Origin of the sequence: Nocardia niigatensis NBRC 100131 (assembly GCF_000308655.1) — a bacterium.
Taxonomy (GTDB): domain Bacteria; phylum Actinomycetota; class Actinomycetes; order Mycobacteriales; family Mycobacteriaceae; genus Nocardia; species Nocardia niigatensis.
Window position 1 is genome coordinate 49,322 of sequence record NZ_BAGC01000026.1, and the last position, 17,245, is coordinate 66,566.

Consider the following 17,245-nt stretch of genomic DNA (forward strand, 5'->3'; position numbering starts at 1 on the left):
GTTGGTAGATTCCCCGCATGGACACCGCGCCCGCAGGCGCCTCCGGCCGGCTCCGCGCCCTCCCCACCCGCCTCATCGGCCAGGTCGCCCTCATCGCCAACCGCTGCACCGAGAAAGCCCTGGAGCAGACAGGCTCCCGCCGCTACCACTACGCCCTGCTCGCCACTCTCGACGAACAGGGCCCGCTGAGCCAGGCCGAAGCGGGCCGCCGTACCGGCATCGACCGCAGCGACGTCGTGGCCGCGGTCAACGATCTGGCCGACCGCGGCCTGCTACACCGCACCCCGGATCCGGCCGACCGCCGCCGCAACACCCTCACCCTGACTCCCGCCGGGCGGGCCCACCTCGCCGACCTCGACGAACGACTGGAAGCCGCGCAGCGGCAACTACTCCCGGGCTTCACCGCCGCCGAACGCGCCAATTTCGTCCTGACGCTGAACCGGATCCTCGAGTCCCAGACCCGGGACAGCTGATCGAAACCGGTCGGCGCTCAGACGACGGTCAGCACTTGGTCGAGCCGGGCGTCTCGCCCGTCGAGGTGACCTCGGGCGGCCGCCCGATCATCTGCACCTTGCTTCCGTCCCAATGGAATTGGACGCAGTAGTAGGTGCCGTCGGCGCAGGCGTTGCAGCTGCCCGGGATCTTGTAGCGCAGGCCCACGGTGTCGTCGGTGGTGCGACCCGGATCCGGTGCGATGAAGGTGTTCCAATTCGATTCCGCCGTACCGACATAACCGCCCTGATGGAACAGCAGTACCTGCATCGGCGAGCTGCTCGTCGCGCCCTGGATGGTGATCAGGTAGGCCGACAGTGTCGAGCAGATGTCATTGACGGACGTCTTCTCTCCCACGGCGGGCACGTCCCACTTCCACGTGTCTCCCGACCCCGAGCGGATGGGCGTCAGGGTCGCGGCCGCGTTCCGGATCGCCGCCGAATCGGGTCGGCACGCCTGCCCTCCCGCGCCGTCGGCTGTGGTCCGCGGCGCCCTACCCGGGTTGCTCGTCGTAATCTCGGCGGGTGGCTGCTGCGCTGAGCTCGCCGCTGTGACCACCGCGGTCTGTGTGGTCGTCCCCGCTGTACTCGGCTGCGCGACCGTCCCGCCATCGCCGCCGCCACACCCCGCCAGGGCGGCGACCATGACGAGCACTCCCATCCCGATGCCCACGTTCCGCACGACGAGCTCCCTCCAGTTCGACCTCGGCCTGCCCTCAGCGTGACAGCAAGCCTGCGATCGCACCACGGAAATCCCTACCGTCGAGTTCCGCGGTCACCGGCGCCCGATACGGTTCACCCTGCGGTCGGTGTGACGTCGGGCAACCACTACGCTTACCCCGTGAGTCTTGTGCTGCTACCTGCCGTCGATGTCGCCAATGGTGAGGCCGTGCGCCTGGTTCAGGGGGAGGCGGGCAGCGAAACCAATTACGGTTCGCCGCGGGACGCCGCGCTGGCGTGGCAGCAGGCCGGAGCCGAGTGGGTGCATCTGGTGGATCTGGACGCCGCGTTCGGCAAGGGCTCCAATCGTGAACTGCTGGCCGGTGTCATCGGCGAACTGGATGTGAAGGTCGAGCTGTCGGGCGGTATCCGCGACGACGAGTCCCTGAAGGCCGCGCTGGCCACCGGGTGCGCGCGCGTCAACCTCGGCACCGCCGCGATCGAGAACCCGGAGTGGTGCGCGCGCGCCATCGGCGAGTACGGCGACAAGATCGCCGTCGGCATGGACGTGAAGCTCATCGACGGCGAGTGGCGGCTGCGCGGACGCGGCTGGGTCACCGACGGCGGCGACCTGTGGGAGGTGCTCGAGCGCCTCGAGCGCGACGGCTGCTCGCGGTACGTGGTCACCGACGTCTCCAAGGACGGCACCCTGACCGGCCCGAACCTGGATCTGCTGAGCCAGGTCGCCAATGCCTGCGAGGCCCCGGTCATCGCCTCCGGCGGCATCTCCGTCCTCGACGACCTGCGGGCCATCGCCACGCTGACCGAGGAGGGCGTCGAGGGCGCGATCATCGGCAAGGCCCTGTACGCGGGCCGGTTCACGCTGCCCGAAGCCCTGGCCGCGGTGCGATAGCCGCCCATGGCCGCCGAACTCGCCGAACTGCTCGGCACCGCCGGCGCGGTGCTCGACTCCGCCGCACCGCGTTTCGTCGAGGGCATCGGGGCGCCGAGCGCGGTCGAGAAGGGACGCAACGACTTCGCCACCGAACTCGACCTGGAACTCGAACGCACCATCTCCCAGCGTCTGAGTGAGCGCACCGGAATCCCGGTGCACGGCGAGGAATTCGGCGGCCCGAAGCTGACCTCGGGCACCGCCTGGGTGCTCGACCCGATCGACGGCACCTTCAACTACTCGGCTGGCAGTCCCATGTGCGGCATGCTGCTCTCGCTGGTGCGCGACGGCGTCCCCGTCATCGGCCTGACCTGGCTGCCCATCCTGGGCCAGCGCTACGCGGCCGTCGCCGGCGGCCCGCTGTTGCTCAACGGCACCCCGCTGCCGCGGCTGGCGCCCGCCAAGCTGGCCACCGCCATGATCAGCTTCGGCAGCTTCAATATCGATGGGGCGGGCCGCATTCCGGGCATCTTCCGCTTCAACCTGCTGGGTGCGCTGAGCCGGCTCTCCGGTCGGCAGCGCATGTACGGCTCGACCGGCATCGACCTGGCCTACACCGCCTCCGGAATTCTGGGCGGCGCCGTGGTGTTCGGACATCATCCGTGGGACAACGCGGCGGGCGTGGTACTGGTCCGGGCCGCGGGCGGGGTGGTCACCGACCTGCTGGGCAAGGACTGGACCATCGAATCCGGTTCGGTGCTGGCCGCCGCCCCCGGCGTGCACGAGGAACTACTGGACCTGATCGCGGACACCGCCGATCGGGTCCGAGGAGAGGCAGAGCAATGAGTTTGGCCGTACGCGTGATTCCGTGCCTGGATGTGGACGCCGGGCGCGTGGTCAAGGGCGTCAACTTCGAAAACCTCAGGGACGCGGGCGATCCCGTCGAACTCGCGGCCGCCTACGACGCCCAGGGCGCCGACGAGCTGACCTTCCTCGACGTCACCGCCTCCACCGGCGACCGCGGCACCATGATCGACGTGGTCACCCGGACCGCCGAGCAGATCTTCATCCCGCTCACCGTCGGCGGCGGCGTGCGCACCGTCGAGGACGTGGACCGGCTGCTGCGCGCCGGCGCGGACAAGGTGTCGGTGAACACCGCCGCCATCGCCCGCCCCGAGGTGCTGCGCGAGATGTCGGAGCGTTTCGGCTCGCAGTGCATCGTGCTGTCGGTCGACGCCCGCACCGTGCCCGAGGGCCAGGACCCGACTCAGTCCGGCTGGGAGGTCACCACCCACGGCGGCAAGCGCGGCACCGGCATCGACGCCGTCGAATGGGCCGTGCGCGGAGCCGAATTGGGCGTCGGCGAGATCCTGCTCAACTCCATGGACGCCGACGGCACCAAGGCCGGTTTCGACCTGACCATGATCCGCGCGGTGCGCGCCGCGGTCTCGGTGCCGGTCATCGCCTCCGGCGGCGCGGGCAAGGTCGAGGACTTCGCCCCGGCCGTGCGGTCGGGTGCGGACGCGGTGCTGGCCGCCAGCGTCTTCCACTTCGGCGACCTCACCATCGGTCAGGTCAAGGACGCCATGCGCGCGGAAGGAATCACCGTCCGATGAGCACCCTGGATCCCGCGATCGCGGCTCGCCTCAAGCGCAACTCCGACGGCCTGTTCGCCGCCATCGCGCAGGAGAAGAGCACCGGCGATGTGCTCATGATGGCGTGGATGGACGATGAGGCGCTGGCCCGGACCCTGGAAACCCGCAAGGGCACCTACTATTCGCGCTCGCGGCAGCAGTACTGGGTCAAGGGCGAGACCTCCGGCCACACCCAGTACGTGCACGAGGTACGGCTGGACTGCGACGGCGACACCGTGCTGCTCGTCGTCGACCAGGAGGGTGCGGCCTGCCACACCGGTACCCACACCTGCTTCGACACCGATGTGCTGCTGTCGCAGGGTGATTCGCTGCTCTAGTCGGTGTCCGGTGAGCTGACGTCCAGATGCGAGATCGGCCGCCCGGAGCGGCCGAGCCCGCGGGCCATGCCCTTGTCCAGCTGGGCCACCAGCGTCTCGCCCAATGTGAGCAGCTGCATGATCTGCTCGGCGTCCAGTCCGTCGAACACCAGGCCGCGCACGCATTCCAGATACCCGGGCGCGGCCTCGGTGATCTTCTGATATCCGGCGTCGGTCAGCACCGCCTGCGCCCCGCGACGTCCGGCAATGGTGACGCGCTCGGCCCAGCCCAGCCGTTCGAGTTTGGACACCACATGCGAGAGCCGCGATAGCGATGCGTTTGCTTTTTGCGCGAGCTCACTGAGCTGCAATCGGTGACCTGGTTCTTCGGAGAGCAGAGTCATTACGAAGTATTCGAAATGGGTAATCCCGGACTCGCGTTGCAGCTGGGTATCCAACGCGGCGGGAAGTCTGGTCGTGAGCGCGACAAGCGTACGCCAAGCTCGCTGTTCCATGGGATTCATCCACCTGGTCACCGTGCTCGCCCTCTCGTGCAGCCGAGTGACGTGTTGTGCCGGCCGATGGGAGAGTCTGCGATACAGCATCGAACGAGTCACTCGCTCGTCAAAGTTTGCCACGATTTCGCTCGCCAGTCACGGTGTTGCTGAATGACGTGACATCGATCACGGGTGTCCCGAGTGGATTCAGTTCGTGCCGAGTTCGGGAGGATTTGCCGGTGTTCCGGGCTCTACGCGAGGCTTTTCCGATTCGGTCCGGCCGGCCTGCCGGTGTTCGGCGCGGTACCGCCGGAATCGCCTGCGCAGCAAGACGAATGCCACCAGCAGCAACAGCACCGCGGCCACGATCGCGCCCGCCAGCGCGGCGCCGCGGAATCCCGGCGCATCGACATCGAGAATGCGCTCACCGGCGTGTGCGGCATTGGAGTTGCCCCACACAATGGTCAGCGTCAATAAATTCGGGATGACGGTGACGAGTGCCAGCACGGCCGCGCCGCCGGCGATGAACCGACCACCTCGTTTGCGCCAGCCGAGTCCCGCCGCCAGCGTCAGAAACAGCGGTAGCGCGGTGCACAGCAGACCCATCAGCAGGCCGTACCAGATGCCTTTCGCGAAACTCCCGCTCACGCTTTCGCCGATGCGCTGCGCCCACCACCGTGGCAGGAACGCCGCCAGGATCAAATACGCCAGCCACAGCACCACCGCGGCCACCACACCGATGATGATGCGATTGCGCCACGTGACGAAGGTTGAAGGCTTTCGCTCCTGCTCGGTGCCGGGCGTAGTCATGCGCCCAGCGTATGTCCGAATTGTCGGCGAGCGCAGGAACCACGCTGTGGTGGGTGCGGGGGAGCCGCCCGGCCGATCAGCGCTCGCGGAGGAAACTGATCAGCGCTCGCGCAGGAACCTCAGCGCCTCGTCGGCGTGCACGTTCGCGCGCATCTCGCTGTTGATGATCTTGGCGACGGTCCGGTCCGGATCGATGACGAAGGTGGTCCGCTTCACCGGCACCAGCGCGCCCAGCAGGCCCCGCTTCACGCCGAACTCGGCGGCCACCTCGGCTCCGGGATCGGACAGCACCGGATAGCTCAGGCCCTGCTTCTCCGCGAACCCGGACTGCACCTCGACCGAATCCGCGCTGATGCCCACGCAGTTGGCCCCGGCGGCCTTGAATTCGGTTGCCAGATCCCGGAAGTGGCAGGCCTCGGCCGTGCACACCGGCGTATTCGCCGCGGGATAGAAGAACAACACCACGGGCCCGTCCGCGAGCAGTGATTCGAGTGACCGCACGGTCCCCGACTGATCCGCGAGTTCGAAATTGGGCGCGATCTGACCAACCTTCATACCCGCACCCTACCCCTAATTCATCGCGCACGAGCTATCTGAAATTGCCTGGGGTTCCGGGGGATTGCCCCGGAGCCCCCAACCACCCCGACACCGGGCGCCGGTCCGCGCTCACCCGCCGCGATGCTCGGCTCACACGCCGAGCATCGCGGCGACCTCCGGGTTCTTGATATCCATGACGTCGAGGATGCCGTGGGCGCGCAGGAACGGCTCGAGCTCCCGGATGCGGTCGCTGTGCTCGGCGTACTCGTCCGGGAAGCTGCGCCGATCCAGCGCCTCCAGGGCCTTCACGTAGGTCACGAACGAGGCGATGGCGGAGGATCTCCCGCCCGGGTTCATATTCATCATCCGCGGCACCTGGCCGGGCATCACGCCCGGAGCCAGCTGCGGAGGCGCGTGCCGGGGGGCCTCCGGTGCCATCGGTTGCGAGGGGTACATCTGTGTTGAACTCCTCTCGAAAATGGGGATAACCGCGTGCGACCTCTCCATCCCGCTGCCGGAGCGGTGACGACGATCCCGCCGGTGGGGACCGCCGCGAGTGCAGTGATGACCGCTTCGGGTATTCGCCACGGCCGCCCGTTCGGCTGGGCGGGGAACGCGATTTAGATGGCGCCGGACGGGCCTGGAATGATGGGCGAATGCACGGCGCGCATGGTTTGCCTCTGAACGCGGCTATCGATACCACCACCTCCCGGGAGCAGTTCCGGGCGCTCGCGGCCGACCACCGGGTGGTCCCGGTGGTCCGAAAGGTGTTGGCGGACTCCGAGACTCCGCTCTCGGCCTACCGCAAACTGGCCGCGGACCGCCCCGGTACGTTCCTGCTGGAATCGGCGGAGAACGGCCGCTCGTGGTCGCGATGGTCGTTCATCGGCGCGGGCAGCCCCAGCGCGCTGACCGTGATCGACGGCGAGGCGGCCTGGCTCGGCCAGACCCCGGCCGACGCGCCGGTGGGCGGCGACCCGCTCGCCGCGCTGCGCGAGTCCCTGCAGGTGCTGCGCACCGAGCGGCTGCCCGGTCTGCCGCCGCTGACCGGCGGCCTGGTCGGCTACCTCGGCTACGACACCGTCCGCCGCCTCGAACGCCTGCCCAGCCTGGCCATCGACGACCTGCAGGTCCCCGAGCTGGTCCTGATGCTGGCCACCGACCTGGCCGCCTTCGACCACCACGAGGGCGCGATCACCCTCATCGCCAATGCCGTCAACTGGAACGGCACCGACGAGCATGTGGACGCCGCCTACAGCGACGCGGTGGCCCGACTGGACCGCATGACCGAGGCCCTGGCCGCCCCCGCCGACTCCACCGTCTCGGTGTTCGACCGCCCCGAGCCGAACTACCGCCGGCAGCGCACCTCCGACGAGTTCGGCGCGGGCGTACGCCGGCTCGTGAAGGAGATCGAGGCGGGCGAGGCGTTCCAGGTGGTGCTGTCGCAGCGCTTCGAGATGGACTACCAGGGCACCCCGCTGGACCTCTACCGCATGCTGCGGGCCTCCAACCCGAGCCCGTACATGTACCTCATGCACATTCCGGACGGGTCCGGCGGCACCGCGTTCTCCATCGTCGGTTCCAGCCCCGAATCGCTGGTGACGGTGAAGGACGGCGTGGCCACCACCCACCCGATCGCGGGCACCCGGTGGCGCGGCGTCACCGAGGAGGACGACCTCCTGCTCGAGAAGGGCCTGCTGGCGGACGAGAAGGAGAACGCCGAGCACCTCATGCTCGTCGATCTCGGCCGCAACGACCTGGGCCGGGTCTGCGAGCCCGGCACCGTGAAGGTCACCGAATACCGCCATGTCGAGCGCTACTCGCACGTCATGCACCTGGTGTCCACGGTGTCCGGCCGGCTGCGCGCCGGCAAGGTCGCCCTCGACGCGGTCCAGGCCTGCTTCCCCGCAGGCACTCTGTCGGGCGCGCCCAAGGTCCGCGCCATGGAGCTGATCGAAGAGCTCGAGCCCACCCGCCGCGGCGTCTACGCGGGCGTGGTCGGCTACCTGGACTTCGCCGGTGACGCCGACACCGCCATCGCCATCCGCACCGCCCTGCTCAAGGGCGGCACCGCCTACGTCCAGGCCGGCGCCGGCATCGTCGCCGACTCCGACCCGGACTACGAGGACGTCGAGTCCCGCAACAAGGCCATGGCCGTCCTCAAGGCCATCGCCGCCGCCGAGACCGTACGCGCCTACCGCCCGAACGGCGCGGATCAATGAGCGATCCGGATCCGGACGCCACGGAAGCCGCAGGGGCGCAGCCCGACTCGCGCCCGCCGGACGCGGATTCCGTGAGATCCGGTGCGGCGGCGCCCGACTCGGAGCCGGCGACCCCGAGCATCGCCGAGCAGGCGCAGGCGGCGGATCTGGCCGAGGCGGAAGCCGCGGCGAAGACCGCGAGTACCGCGAAGCGGCCGCGGCCGATCGTGGCGGTGGCCCTGCTGGCGGTCGCGGCGGCCCTGCTCTGGGGCTCGTCGCGGATGAACTGGGCCCGGATCGAGATCACCAGCGACTATGGCCTGCCGCGTCACCGGGAGCTCAACGGCGGTGTCTGGTTCGGGGCGTTGACCCCGCTGGCGCTGGTCTTCCTGGCCACCATTGCGGCGGTGTTCGCCACCCACGGCTGGTGGCGGCGCGGGGTCGGCGTGGTGGTCGCGGTGCTGGCGGCGGTGTCCGCGGTGCCCGGGTACGCCCTGCTCATGCACAAGGGGACCACCGATCGCGCGACGCGCCTGGCCGAACTGCACGGGGGTGATCACGCGGGCGCGGTGACGACCTCGACGCTGCCCGCCGTGGTGGCGCTGGCGGGCGCGGTGGCCGCGTTCGTGGCCGGACTGCTCCTCGTCCGGCAGTCGTCCGGGACGACCCGCATGTCCGGCAAGTACGACAGCCCCGCCGCGCGGAAGCTGTCGGCGGCCGAGCAGGTTGCCGCACATCACGCCCGGGTTCGGGACCCGGAATCCGGGTCACATCCGGCCGCCGATACGCAGTTGTCGGGCCGCGTGCTGTGGGACGCCCTCGACGAGGGTGTGGACCCGACCGACGATGAAACCAATCGCCCTGCCGCGCACGATGATCCGGGTAACGGGACAGCGCGCGACAACCGCCCCTGAGCTGGGTGGGGGACCGGCAGCGTCGCCGGTACCCGCCCCGCTGTCAAGCACGGGAACATAGCCATTTACTCTTTATCAGCATCGGTGAGACAGCGCCTGGGGGGATTCTCAGGCAGCAAGTCCGTCTCCCCAGAAAGGATTCGAGCCAGATGACGGTACTCGACTCGATTCTCGACGGGGTCCGCGCGGATGTGGCCGCTCGGGAAGCCCTTCTGGATTTCCAGGCCGTGAAGGCAGCCGCCGCGCAGGCCAAGTCCCCGCGTGACGCCAAGGCCGCGTTGCACGCGGAGGGCATCGGCGTGATCGCCGAGGTGAAGCGCTCCAGCCCGTCCAAGGGCGCGATCGCCGACATCCCGAACCCCGCCGACCTGGCCCGGGCCTACGAGGACGGTGGCGCGCGCATCATCAGCGTGCTGACCGAGCAGCGCCGTTTCGGTGGTTCCCTGGCGGATCTCGACGCGGTCCGCACGGCGGTCGACATCCCGATCCTGCGCAAGGACTTCATCGTCGGGCCGTACCAGATTCACGAGGCCCGCGCCCACGGCGCGGACGTGATCCTGCTGATCGTCGCCGCCCTGGAACAGGACGTGCTGTCCTCCCTCATCGACCGCACCGAATCGCTCGGAATGACCGCGCTGGTCGAGGTGCACACCGAGGAGGAGGCCGACCGCGCCCTCGAGGCCGGCGCCAGCGTGATCGGCGTGAACGCCCGCAACCTCAAGACCCTCGAGGTGGACCGGGATGTGTTCGCGCGCATCGCCCCCGGCCTGCCCAGCGAAGTGATCCGGGTGGCCGAGTCCGGCATCCGCGGCACCGCCGACCTGCTGGCCTACGCGGGCGCGGGCGCGGACGCCGTGCTCGTCGGCGAGGGCCTGGTGACCAGCGGCGACCCGCGCGCCGCGGTGGCCGAACTGGTGACCGCCGGAACCCACCCGTCCTGCCCGAAACCGGTGCGCCGGGGACGGTGAAAGAGCCGATGACACAGACTGAAAAACTCTCGGGCAAGAACACTCTCGGCCTGCCGCAGGCCAGCGACGGCGTCGCGCACAAGAGCCATGAACCCGATCTGGGCGGGCACTTCGGCGTGTACGGCGGACGCCACGTGCCCGAAGCGCTGATGGCCGTGATCGAAGAGGTCACCGCCGAATACGACAAGTGCCGGGTGGATCCGAGCTTCCTCGACGAGCTGGACCGCCTGCAGCGCGACTACACCGGCCGCCCGTCGCCGGTGTTCGAGTGCAAGAACCTGGCCCAGCACGCGGGCGGCGCGCGCATCTTCCTGAAGCGGGAAGACCTGAACCACACCGGTTCTCACAAAATCAACAACGTGCTCGGCCAGGTGCTGCTGGCCAAGCGCATGAACAAGACCCGGGTCATCGCCGAGACCGGCGCGGGCCAGCACGGCGTCGCCACCGCCACCGCGTGCGCGCTGCTCGGCCTGCAGTGCGTCATCTACATGGGCGCGGTCGACACCGTGCGCCAGCAGCTGAACGTGGCCCGCATGCGCCTGCTCGGCGCCGAAGTCATCAGTGTGACAACGGGTTCGCAGACGCTGAAGGACGCCATCAATGAGGCGCTGCGCGACTGGGTCACCAATGCCGACGAGACCTACTACTGCTTCGGCACCGCCGCGGGCCCGCACCCGTTCCCGCTCATGGTGCGCGACTTCCAGCGCATCATCGGACTGGAGGCGCGCAAGCAGATCCAGGACCACACCGGGCGCCTGCCCGACGCGGTGACCGCCTGTGTCGGTGGCGGTTCCAATGCCATCGGCATCTTCCACGCTTTCATCGACGATCCGGACGTGCGCCTGATCGGCTACGAGGCCGCCGGTGACGGCGTCGAAACCGGCCGTCACGCAGCCACTTTCACCGGTGGCACCCCCGGCGCCTTCCAGGGCGCGTACTCGTACCTGCTGCAGGACGAGGATGGGCAGACCGTCGAATCCCATTCCATCTCAGCGGGTCTGGACTACCCGGGCGTCGGCCCGGAGCACGCCTACCTCAAGGACATCGGCCGGGCGGAGTACTACCCGATCACCGACACCGAGGCGATGGACGCGCTGCTGCTGCTGAGCCGCGCCGAGGGCATCATCCCGGCCATCGAGTCCGCGCACGCCGTGGCGGGCGCGGTGCAGCTGGGCCGGGAACTGGGTGCGGGCAAGATCATTCTGGTGAATCTGTCCGGCCGCGGTGACAAGGACATGGACACGGCTGCCCAGTGGTTCGGGCTGTTCGACAAGCCCGAGGGGGAAGCCCAGTGAGCCAGCAGTCCCGTCTCGCCAATACCTTCGCGGCCTGCCGCGAGGAGAACCGCGCCGCGCTCATCGGCTACCTGCCCGCCGGCTACCCGGATGTGCAGGGTTCCATCGACGCGTGCCGCGCCATGGTCGAATCCGGTTGCGACATCATCGAAGTCGGCATCGCCTATTCCGATCCGGTGATGGACGGCCCGACCATCCAGCACGCCACCGAGCAGGCGCTCGCCGGCGGTGTCCGGGTGCGCGACGTGTTCAAGGTCGTGGAGGCCATCTCGCAGGCGGGCGGCAAGGCCGTCGTCATGACCTACTGGAATCCGGTGCTGAAGTACGGCGTGGACACCTTCTCCCGTGACCTCGCGGCGGCCGGCGGCCTGGGCCTGATCACCCCCAACCTGATTCCGGAGGAGGCCGACGACTGGTTCGTGGCGTCCGCCACCCACAACCTGGACCGTATCTTCCTGGTCGCGCCGTCCTCCACCGAGGAGCGGCTGGTCAAGACCCTGGAGGCGACAAAGGGTTTCGTGTACGCGGCCTCGACCATGGGCGTCACCGGCGCCCGCGACGCGGTCTCGTCCATGGCGCCCGCGCTGTGCGCCCGCATCCGCGCCCACTCCGACATTCCGATCGGCGTCGGCCTGGGTGTGCGCAATGGCGCGCAGGCGGCCGAAATCGCCTCCTACGCCGACGGTGTCATCGTGGGCTCGGCCCTGGTGTCGGCGGCCGCGCAGGGCCTGGACGCGGTCCGGGCGCTGACCGAGGAACTGGCGCAGGGCGTCCGCTCGGCGGCGGTCACCTCCTAGACCGCCACAGCTCGAAGGGTGCGTGCCGAATGCGGTACGCACCCTTTCGCATGGGCGGGACCGTGCCGGGCGCGCTCGGATATCCGTTGTGTTGCCGAATGTTCGCTGGGAGGCTCGCGCATGAATTCGACACAGCGCGCCGCCCTGAGGCGGCGCACCAGCTGCCTGTTGGGCTACGGTGGGGACCCGTGACCTTACGAGCCCTTGCCGAGAGCACCGGCGCCGATGTCCTGGCCTACATTCCCAGCCCGCCGCGCGGCGTGTGGAACCTCGGGCCGTTCCCGCTGCGGGCGTACGCCATCTGCATCATCCTCGGCATCATCGCGGCCATCTGGCTGGGTGAGAAGCGCTGGGTGGCGCGCGGCGGCCAGACCGGCATGGTGCTCGACGTGGCCATGTTCGCGGTGCCCTTCGGCCTGATCGGCGGGCGGCTCTACCACGTCGCCACCGACTGGCAGAAGTACTTCGGCGCCGGCGGTCACCCCATCAACGCGCTCAAGATCTGGGAGGGCGGCCTCGGCATCTGGGGCGCGGTGCTGCTCGGCGGCATCGGCGCCTGGATCGGCTGCCGGGTGTACCGGATTCCATTGCCCGCCTTCGGCGACGCCATCGCGCCCGGCATCCTGCTGGCCCAGGCCATCGGCCGGCTCGGCAACTACTTCAACCAGGAGCTCTACGGCCGCGAGACCAAGGTGCCGTGGGGCCTGGAGATCTACCTGCGCTACGACCACAGCGGCCAGCTGGACATGATGAACGGCACCGCCGCGGGCGCGGCCGAGAAGATCGTGCAGCCGACCTTCCTCTACGAGCTGATCTGGAACCTGATCGGCGTGGGGATCCTGCTCTACGCGGACCGCAAGTTCCGCATCGGCCACGGCCGCCTGTTCGCGCTCTATGTGGCGGTCTACTGCTTCGGCCGCTTCTTCGTGGAGCTGCTGCGCGACGACGAGGCCACCCACGTCCTCGGTCTCCGCATCAACACCTTCACCTCGGCGATCGTATTCGTCTGCGCCGTGGCCTATTTCCTCTTCGCCACCAAGGGGCGCGAGACCGCCGAGCAGATCCGCGCCGGAGCGGATCGCCCCTGGCCGTGGCAGTTCGGCGCGCTGCGGGCCTACGGGGCGACCGGTACGCCGGCGGAAACCACTACGGCCGCAGCAGATTCGGCGGCCGAGGCAACCGCCGAGGAAAGCGAGCCCGAGGCGGGGGAGCCCGCCGAGCAGGCCGAGTCCGAATCGCCCGACTCCGGCAACGAATCCGAGACCAAGAACGATAACTCCTCCGAAACCGGTGATTCCGAGCCGGACGATGAGGAATCCGCAGCGGCCGACCAGGCGAAGCCGGTCGAGTCCGGCAAGAATGGCTCCTGACCGCCATTCAGGAGGGGGACACCACAGTGACCGACCCATTCAACCCGCAGCAGCCGCAGGACGGGCCGCAGTACGGCGTCCCCGGCACCGGCCCGCAGTACGGGCAGCCCTACGGCCAGCAGCCGTACCCGGGCCAGCCCTTCGCGCACCCGGATCAGCCGTACGGCCAGCCCTTGGGCCAGCCCGCGCCGTACCCGATCCCGGGTTCGGCCGGGCCGTACGGCGGTGACCCGGAAGCCCCGTTCGGCCGCGATCCGTTCGGAGTTCCGTTCTCGGACAAGAGCAAGCTCACCGCGGGCCTGCTGCAGATCTTCGTCGGCCACTTCGGAGTCGGCCGGTTCTACCTGGGCTACACCACGATCGGCGTGCTGCAGCTGATCACCTGCGGCGGCTGCGGGATCTGGTCGTTGATCGACGGCATCCTCATGCTCACCGGCAAGGTTCCGGACCTGCAGGGGCGTCCGCTGCGCGACTGACGACGACACCTCCGTGTCCACGGCCGCCACTCGATCGAGTGGCGGCCGTTCCCGCTTATCGCCGGGCGCGAGTTCACACCAGATTTCCGCGCAACGTGAGGATTGGCGTCCCAGCCTCCGCCATCCTGGTCGCCGAATTGTTGCGCATCGCCCAGATGGCCGCCGCCCCACCTTCGACTTCTTCGCCCTCTACGGAATTGTGGCCGTCTACTGCTGGGTAATCCGCCCCATCTTCGGCGTCGGCCGGACCCGTCTCGAAACTCGGTTGGCGAGACATGCGGCGCTGAAAGTTCGCGGCCCGCCTCGCCCTGGACCGGCGGAGCGGTGGAGCGCAGCGGCGGAGCGGAGCGGGGAAGACCGAGGTGACAGGGCCGCGAACAGCCGCGGCTGAACTGCGGCCATGGGCCGGGGCCAGCAATTAGCTGAACGGCCGCTTACGAGAACCGTATATGTGTGTGCCGGGCTCGGCATGAGGGTTGTCACAGGTCTAGGGTTTAACCCGTGATGCGACGAACGAAGATTGTGTGCACCCTCGGACCAGCAGTGTCATCCGAGGACCGGATTCGTGAGCTCGTCGAAAGTGGCATGGACGTTGCGCGCCTGAACTTCAGCCACGGCGAGCACTCCGATCATGCCGAGAACTACAAGAAGGTGCGCGCTGCCAGCGATACGGCCGGCCGCGCTGTCGGCATCCTCGCCGACCTGCAAGGCCCGAAGATCCGGCTGGGCCGGTTCGGGGGCGACGGCAAGACCGTCTGGAACACCGGCGAGGAAGTCCGTATCACCGTCGACGACATCGTAGGAACTCACGACCGGGTTTCCACCACCTACAAACACCTCGCCAAGGACGCCAAGCCCGGCGACCGGCTGCTCGTGGACGACGGCAAGGTCGGGCTGACCGTGCTGCGCGTCGAGGACAACGACGTCATCTGCCGGGTCACCGAGGGCGGCCCCGTCTCCAACAACAAGGGCGTCTCGCTGCCCGGCATGGACGTGTCCGTGCCCGCGCTGTCCGAGAAGGACATCGACGACCTGGAATTCGCCCTGAACCTGGGCGTGGACTTCATCGCGCTGTCCTTCGTGCGTTCGCCCTCCGACGTGGAGCTGGTGCACGACATCATGGATCGCGTGGGCCGCCGGGTGCCGGTCATCGGCAAGCTCGAAAAGCCCGAAGCCATCGACAATCTGGAGGCCATCGTGCTGGCCTTCGACGCCATCATGGTCGCCCGCGGCGACCTCGGCGTCGAGCTGCCGCTCGAGCAGGTGCCGCTGGTGCAGAAGCGCGCGGTCCAGATGGCGCGCGAGAACGCCAAGCCGGTCATCGTGGCCACCCAGATGCTGGAGTCCATGATCACCAACTCCCGCCCGACCCGCGCCGAGGCCTCCGACGTGGCCAACGCGGTGCTCGACGGCGCCGACGCGGTCATGCTCTCCGGTGAGACCTCGGTCGGCGACTACCCGATCGAGGCCGTGCGCACCATGGCCCGCATCGTGCACGCCGTGGAATCCGAGTCCTCGACCCGGGTGCCGCCGCTGACCCACGTGCCGCGGACCAAGCGCGGTGTCATCTCCTACGCCGCCCGCGACATCGGCGAGCGGTTGAATGCCAAAGCGCTGGTTGCGTTCACGCAGTCCGGTGACACGGTGCGCCGTCTGGCCCGCCTGCACACCCCGCTGCCGCTGCTGGCCTTCACCCCGCAGGCCGCGATTCGCAGTCAGCTGGCCTTGACGTGGGGCGTGGAAACGTTCATCGTTCCTCCGGTGGGCACGACCGACGAGATGATCCACCAGGTGGACAACGCGTTGCTCTCGATCGGCCGGTACAAGAAGGGTGACCTGGTGGTCATCGTGGCCGGCTCGCCGCCGGGTACTGTCGGGTCCACCAACCTGATCCACGTGCATCGCATCGGCGAGGAGGACCACTAGTTTGAGTGCGTCGCTGGACGAGACGTCTCCGGACGTCGTCGCGGACCCCGAGGGGGCCGGTCTGTCCGATGATCTGCGGGAGCTGCTGCGCCTGCTGGATCTCGAGGAGAACGGACCCGACATCTTCATCGGTCAGCATCCGGAGAAGGTATGGAGCCGCACGTTCGGCGGCCAGCTGGTCTCGCAGGCGATCATCGCCGCGGGGCGCACGGTGGGCCCGGAGCGTCCGATCCACGCGGTCAACGCGCACTTCGTGCGCGGCGGGGACCCGAAGCAGCCGATCGAATATCACGTCGATCGGCATCGGGACGGCCGCTCCATCGCCAACCGCACGGTCACGGCGTACCAGGACGGGCAGGAGCTGTTCGTCATGCTCGCCGCCTTCCAGGACTGGGGCAAGGGGCTCGAGCACGGGGCGCCCCTGCCCGACGTGCCCGGGCCGGATGACCTTCCCCGCGTGGAGGATTCGTTCGCGGGCATGGAGGACAAGCTCCAGATGTTCGTGAACGCACCGCATCCCATCGAGATGCGCTACACGAACGACCCGGCCTGGATCCTCAAGGGCAAGGGCGAGAGCCTCGGTCACAACCGGGTGTGGATGCGCACCGACGGCGCGCTGCCCGACGATCCGCTGATTCACGTTGCGGCGCTGGCGTATTCGTCGGACACCACCGTGCTGGACTCCATCATCACCACGCACGGGCTGTCCTGGGGCTGGGACCGCATCATCGCGGCCACGGTGAACCACTCCATCTGGTTCCACCGGCCCTTCCGCTTCGACGACTGGTCGCTGTACGCGACCGAGTCCCCGGTGGCGGCGGGTTCGCGCGGCCTGGCCCGTGGGCATTTCTACGCGCAGAACGGCGACCTGCTCGCGACGACCGTGCAGGAAGGCGTGATTCGCCACTTCCCGGCGCGGCGCTGAGCCGACACACATGCTGGAACGGGCCGTACCCCTCGGGTGCGGCCCGATGTGTCCTCGGGGTCCGGGGCGGAGCCCCGAAATCTTCCGGGGACCCCTGAGAGCCTGAGAGTCAGATCAGCTCGCGGTTCTCTTCGAGGTCGAAGTTCTCCCGCTGCAGCGCGTGCACGATGTAGGGGATCGGCTCATCGGCGGACAGTTCGAGCACCAGCCGCTGTTCCAGCTTGGCGATGCCCGCCTTGGTCAGTTGACGGGCCTCGCCCACGAGACTCAGCGCGATCTCGAAGGTGCGGCGGTCGCCCGGTTCGGCACCGGGATGATCCAGCCGCCATTGGGTTTCGAGCACGGTGTGGGTGGGATCGTCGCACTCCACCGGCAGGGTGAAGCGCCACGCGAAGATATCTCGATCGGCGACGTATTCATCGACCACGCGGCACACCGTCTCGGTGACGCGGTGCAGGGTCTGAGGTGTCACGTAAACATGGAGCGAAACATCCGAAATTCGCTTCGGCATGTCCTTGGTCCTGTTCTTGTGTCG

20 protein-coding genes are annotated in these 17,245 nt (G+C 68.7%); 14 read left to right on the top strand and 6 right to left on the bottom strand.

Translation table 11 applies throughout. The features are described 5' to 3' along the window. Positions 1-17 precede the first annotated feature (17 nt). Positions 18-473: a MarR family winged helix-turn-helix transcriptional regulator gene (locus tag ON33_RS07330; protein WP_040856828.1), complete on the top strand. Its 456-nt coding sequence runs from the start codon at positions 18-20 to the stop codon at positions 471-473. A 28-nt stretch (positions 474-501) separates the two neighbouring features. On the opposite strand, the gene ON33_RS39425 is transcribed toward ON33_RS07330, so the two are convergent. Then, positions 502-1,173: an LppP/LprE family lipoprotein gene (locus ON33_RS39425; RefSeq protein ID WP_083868680.1), complete on the bottom strand. Its 672-nt coding sequence runs from the start codon at positions 1,171-1,173 to the stop codon at positions 502-504. A gap of 159 nt (positions 1,174-1,332) precedes the next feature. On the opposite strand from ON33_RS39425, the gene priA reads away from it, so the two are divergent. Genes priA through hisI form a run of 4 tightly spaced genes read left to right on the top strand, consistent with a single transcriptional unit; the run spans position 1,333 to position 4,015 of the window. After that, a complete protein-coding gene (priA, locus tag ON33_RS07340) occupies positions 1,333-2,064 on the top strand; it encodes a bifunctional 1-(5-phosphoribosyl)-5-((5-phosphoribosylamino)methylideneamino)imidazole-4-carboxamide isomerase/phosphoribosylanthranilate isomerase PriA (RefSeq protein ID WP_040856830.1) in 732 nt (243 codons plus the stop codon). A gap of 6 nt (positions 2,065-2,070) precedes the next feature. Then, entirely contained in the window at positions 2,071-2,889 is an 819-nt protein-coding gene (locus tag ON33_RS07345; protein ID WP_040856832.1) for an inositol monophosphatase family protein, read from the top strand. Next, on the top strand, positions 2,886-3,659 hold the full coding sequence (gene hisF, locus ON33_RS07350) for an imidazole glycerol phosphate synthase subunit HisF (RefSeq protein WP_040856834.1): 774 nt from the start codon (positions 2,886-2,888) through the stop codon (positions 3,657-3,659). Before ON33_RS07345 ends, hisF begins: the two co-directional genes overlap by 4 nt. Beyond that, complete coding sequence (gene hisI / locus ON33_RS07355) at positions 3,656-4,015, top strand: phosphoribosyl-AMP cyclohydrolase (RefSeq protein ID WP_040856836.1); 360 nt, start codon at positions 3,656-3,658, stop codon at positions 4,013-4,015. Before hisF ends, hisI begins: the two co-directional genes overlap by 4 nt. On the opposite strand, the gene ON33_RS07360 is transcribed toward hisI, so the two are convergent. The 4 genes from ON33_RS07360 to ON33_RS07375 form a co-directional block, all read right to left on the bottom strand. Next, a complete protein-coding gene (locus ON33_RS07360; protein ID WP_051151749.1) occupies positions 4,012-4,518 on the bottom strand; it encodes a MarR family winged helix-turn-helix transcriptional regulator in 507 nt (168 codons plus the stop codon). The genes hisI and ON33_RS07360 overlap by 4 nt on opposite strands. A 180-nt stretch (positions 4,519-4,698) precedes the next feature. Next, positions 4,699-5,301 (bottom strand): hypothetical protein, encoded by a 603-nt coding sequence (locus tag ON33_RS07365; protein WP_063710953.1) that lies wholly within the window; start codon positions 5,299-5,301, stop codon positions 4,699-4,701. Positions 5,302-5,400: 99 nt separating this feature from the next. After that, on the bottom strand, positions 5,401-5,856 hold the full coding sequence (locus tag ON33_RS07370; RefSeq protein ID WP_040856837.1) for a peroxiredoxin: 456 nt from the start codon (positions 5,854-5,856) through the stop codon (positions 5,401-5,403). Positions 5,857-5,988: 132 nt separating this feature from the next. Beyond that, positions 5,989-6,294, bottom strand: a complete 306-nt coding sequence (locus ON33_RS07375; RefSeq protein WP_040856839.1) for a hypothetical protein — start codon at positions 6,292-6,294, stop codon at positions 5,989-5,991. A gap of 200 nt (positions 6,295-6,494) precedes the next feature. Here ON33_RS07375 and ON33_RS07380 point away from each other — a divergent pair, with 200 nt between their 5' ends. From ON33_RS07380 to ON33_RS07420, 9 genes are all read left to right on the top strand, one after another. Then, complete coding sequence (locus ON33_RS07380) at positions 6,495-8,060, top strand: anthranilate synthase component I (protein WP_083868682.1); 1,566 nt, start codon at positions 6,495-6,497, stop codon at positions 8,058-8,060. Then, on the top strand, positions 8,057-8,953 hold the full coding sequence (locus ON33_RS07385) for a TIGR02234 family membrane protein (protein WP_063710954.1): 897 nt from the start codon (positions 8,057-8,059) through the stop codon (positions 8,951-8,953). The genes ON33_RS07380 and ON33_RS07385 overlap by 4 nt, the downstream gene beginning before the upstream one ends. 149 nt (positions 8,954-9,102) lie before the next feature. Continuing rightward, positions 9,103-9,921 (top strand): indole-3-glycerol phosphate synthase TrpC, encoded by an 819-nt coding sequence (trpC, locus tag ON33_RS07390; RefSeq protein ID WP_040856843.1) that lies wholly within the window; start codon positions 9,103-9,105, stop codon positions 9,919-9,921. An 8-nt stretch (positions 9,922-9,929) separates the two neighbouring features. Continuing rightward, a complete protein-coding gene (gene trpB / locus ON33_RS07395) occupies positions 9,930-11,216 on the top strand; it encodes a tryptophan synthase subunit beta (RefSeq protein WP_051151750.1) in 1,287 nt (428 codons plus the stop codon). Then, positions 11,213-12,013 (top strand): tryptophan synthase subunit alpha, encoded by an 801-nt coding sequence (trpA, locus tag ON33_RS07400; protein WP_040856844.1) that lies wholly within the window; start codon positions 11,213-11,215, stop codon positions 12,011-12,013. The genes trpB and trpA overlap by 4 nt, the downstream gene beginning before the upstream one ends. Before the next feature lie 188 nt (positions 12,014-12,201). Further along, the gene (lgt, locus tag ON33_RS07405) at positions 12,202-13,383 is read left to right on the top strand and encodes a prolipoprotein diacylglyceryl transferase (protein ID WP_051151751.1); all 1,182 of its coding nucleotides are present in this window, start codon (positions 12,202-12,204) and stop codon (positions 13,381-13,383) included. A gap of 26 nt (positions 13,384-13,409) precedes the next feature. Further along, entirely contained in the window at positions 13,410-13,859 is a 450-nt protein-coding gene (locus tag ON33_RS07410) for a TM2 domain-containing protein (protein WP_040856845.1), read from the top strand. A 501-nt stretch (positions 13,860-14,360) separates the two neighbouring features. Further along, positions 14,361-15,785 carry a pyruvate kinase gene (gene pyk, locus ON33_RS07415; protein ID WP_083868685.1) on the top strand — a complete coding sequence of 475 codons (1,425 nt, stop codon included), beginning with the start codon at positions 14,361-14,363 and terminating at the stop codon, positions 15,783-15,785. Positions 15,786-15,846: 61 nt separating this feature from the next. Next, a complete protein-coding gene (locus ON33_RS07420; RefSeq protein ID WP_040857037.1) occupies positions 15,847-16,710 on the top strand; it encodes an acyl-CoA thioesterase in 864 nt (287 codons plus the stop codon). Positions 16,711-16,819: 109 nt separating this feature from the next. On the opposite strand, the gene ON33_RS07425 is transcribed toward ON33_RS07420, so the two are convergent. Next, a complete protein-coding gene (locus tag ON33_RS07425) occupies positions 16,820-17,182 on the bottom strand; it encodes a hypothetical protein (RefSeq protein ID WP_245550340.1) in 363 nt (120 codons plus the stop codon). Between the last annotated feature and the right edge of the window lie 63 nt (positions 17,183-17,245).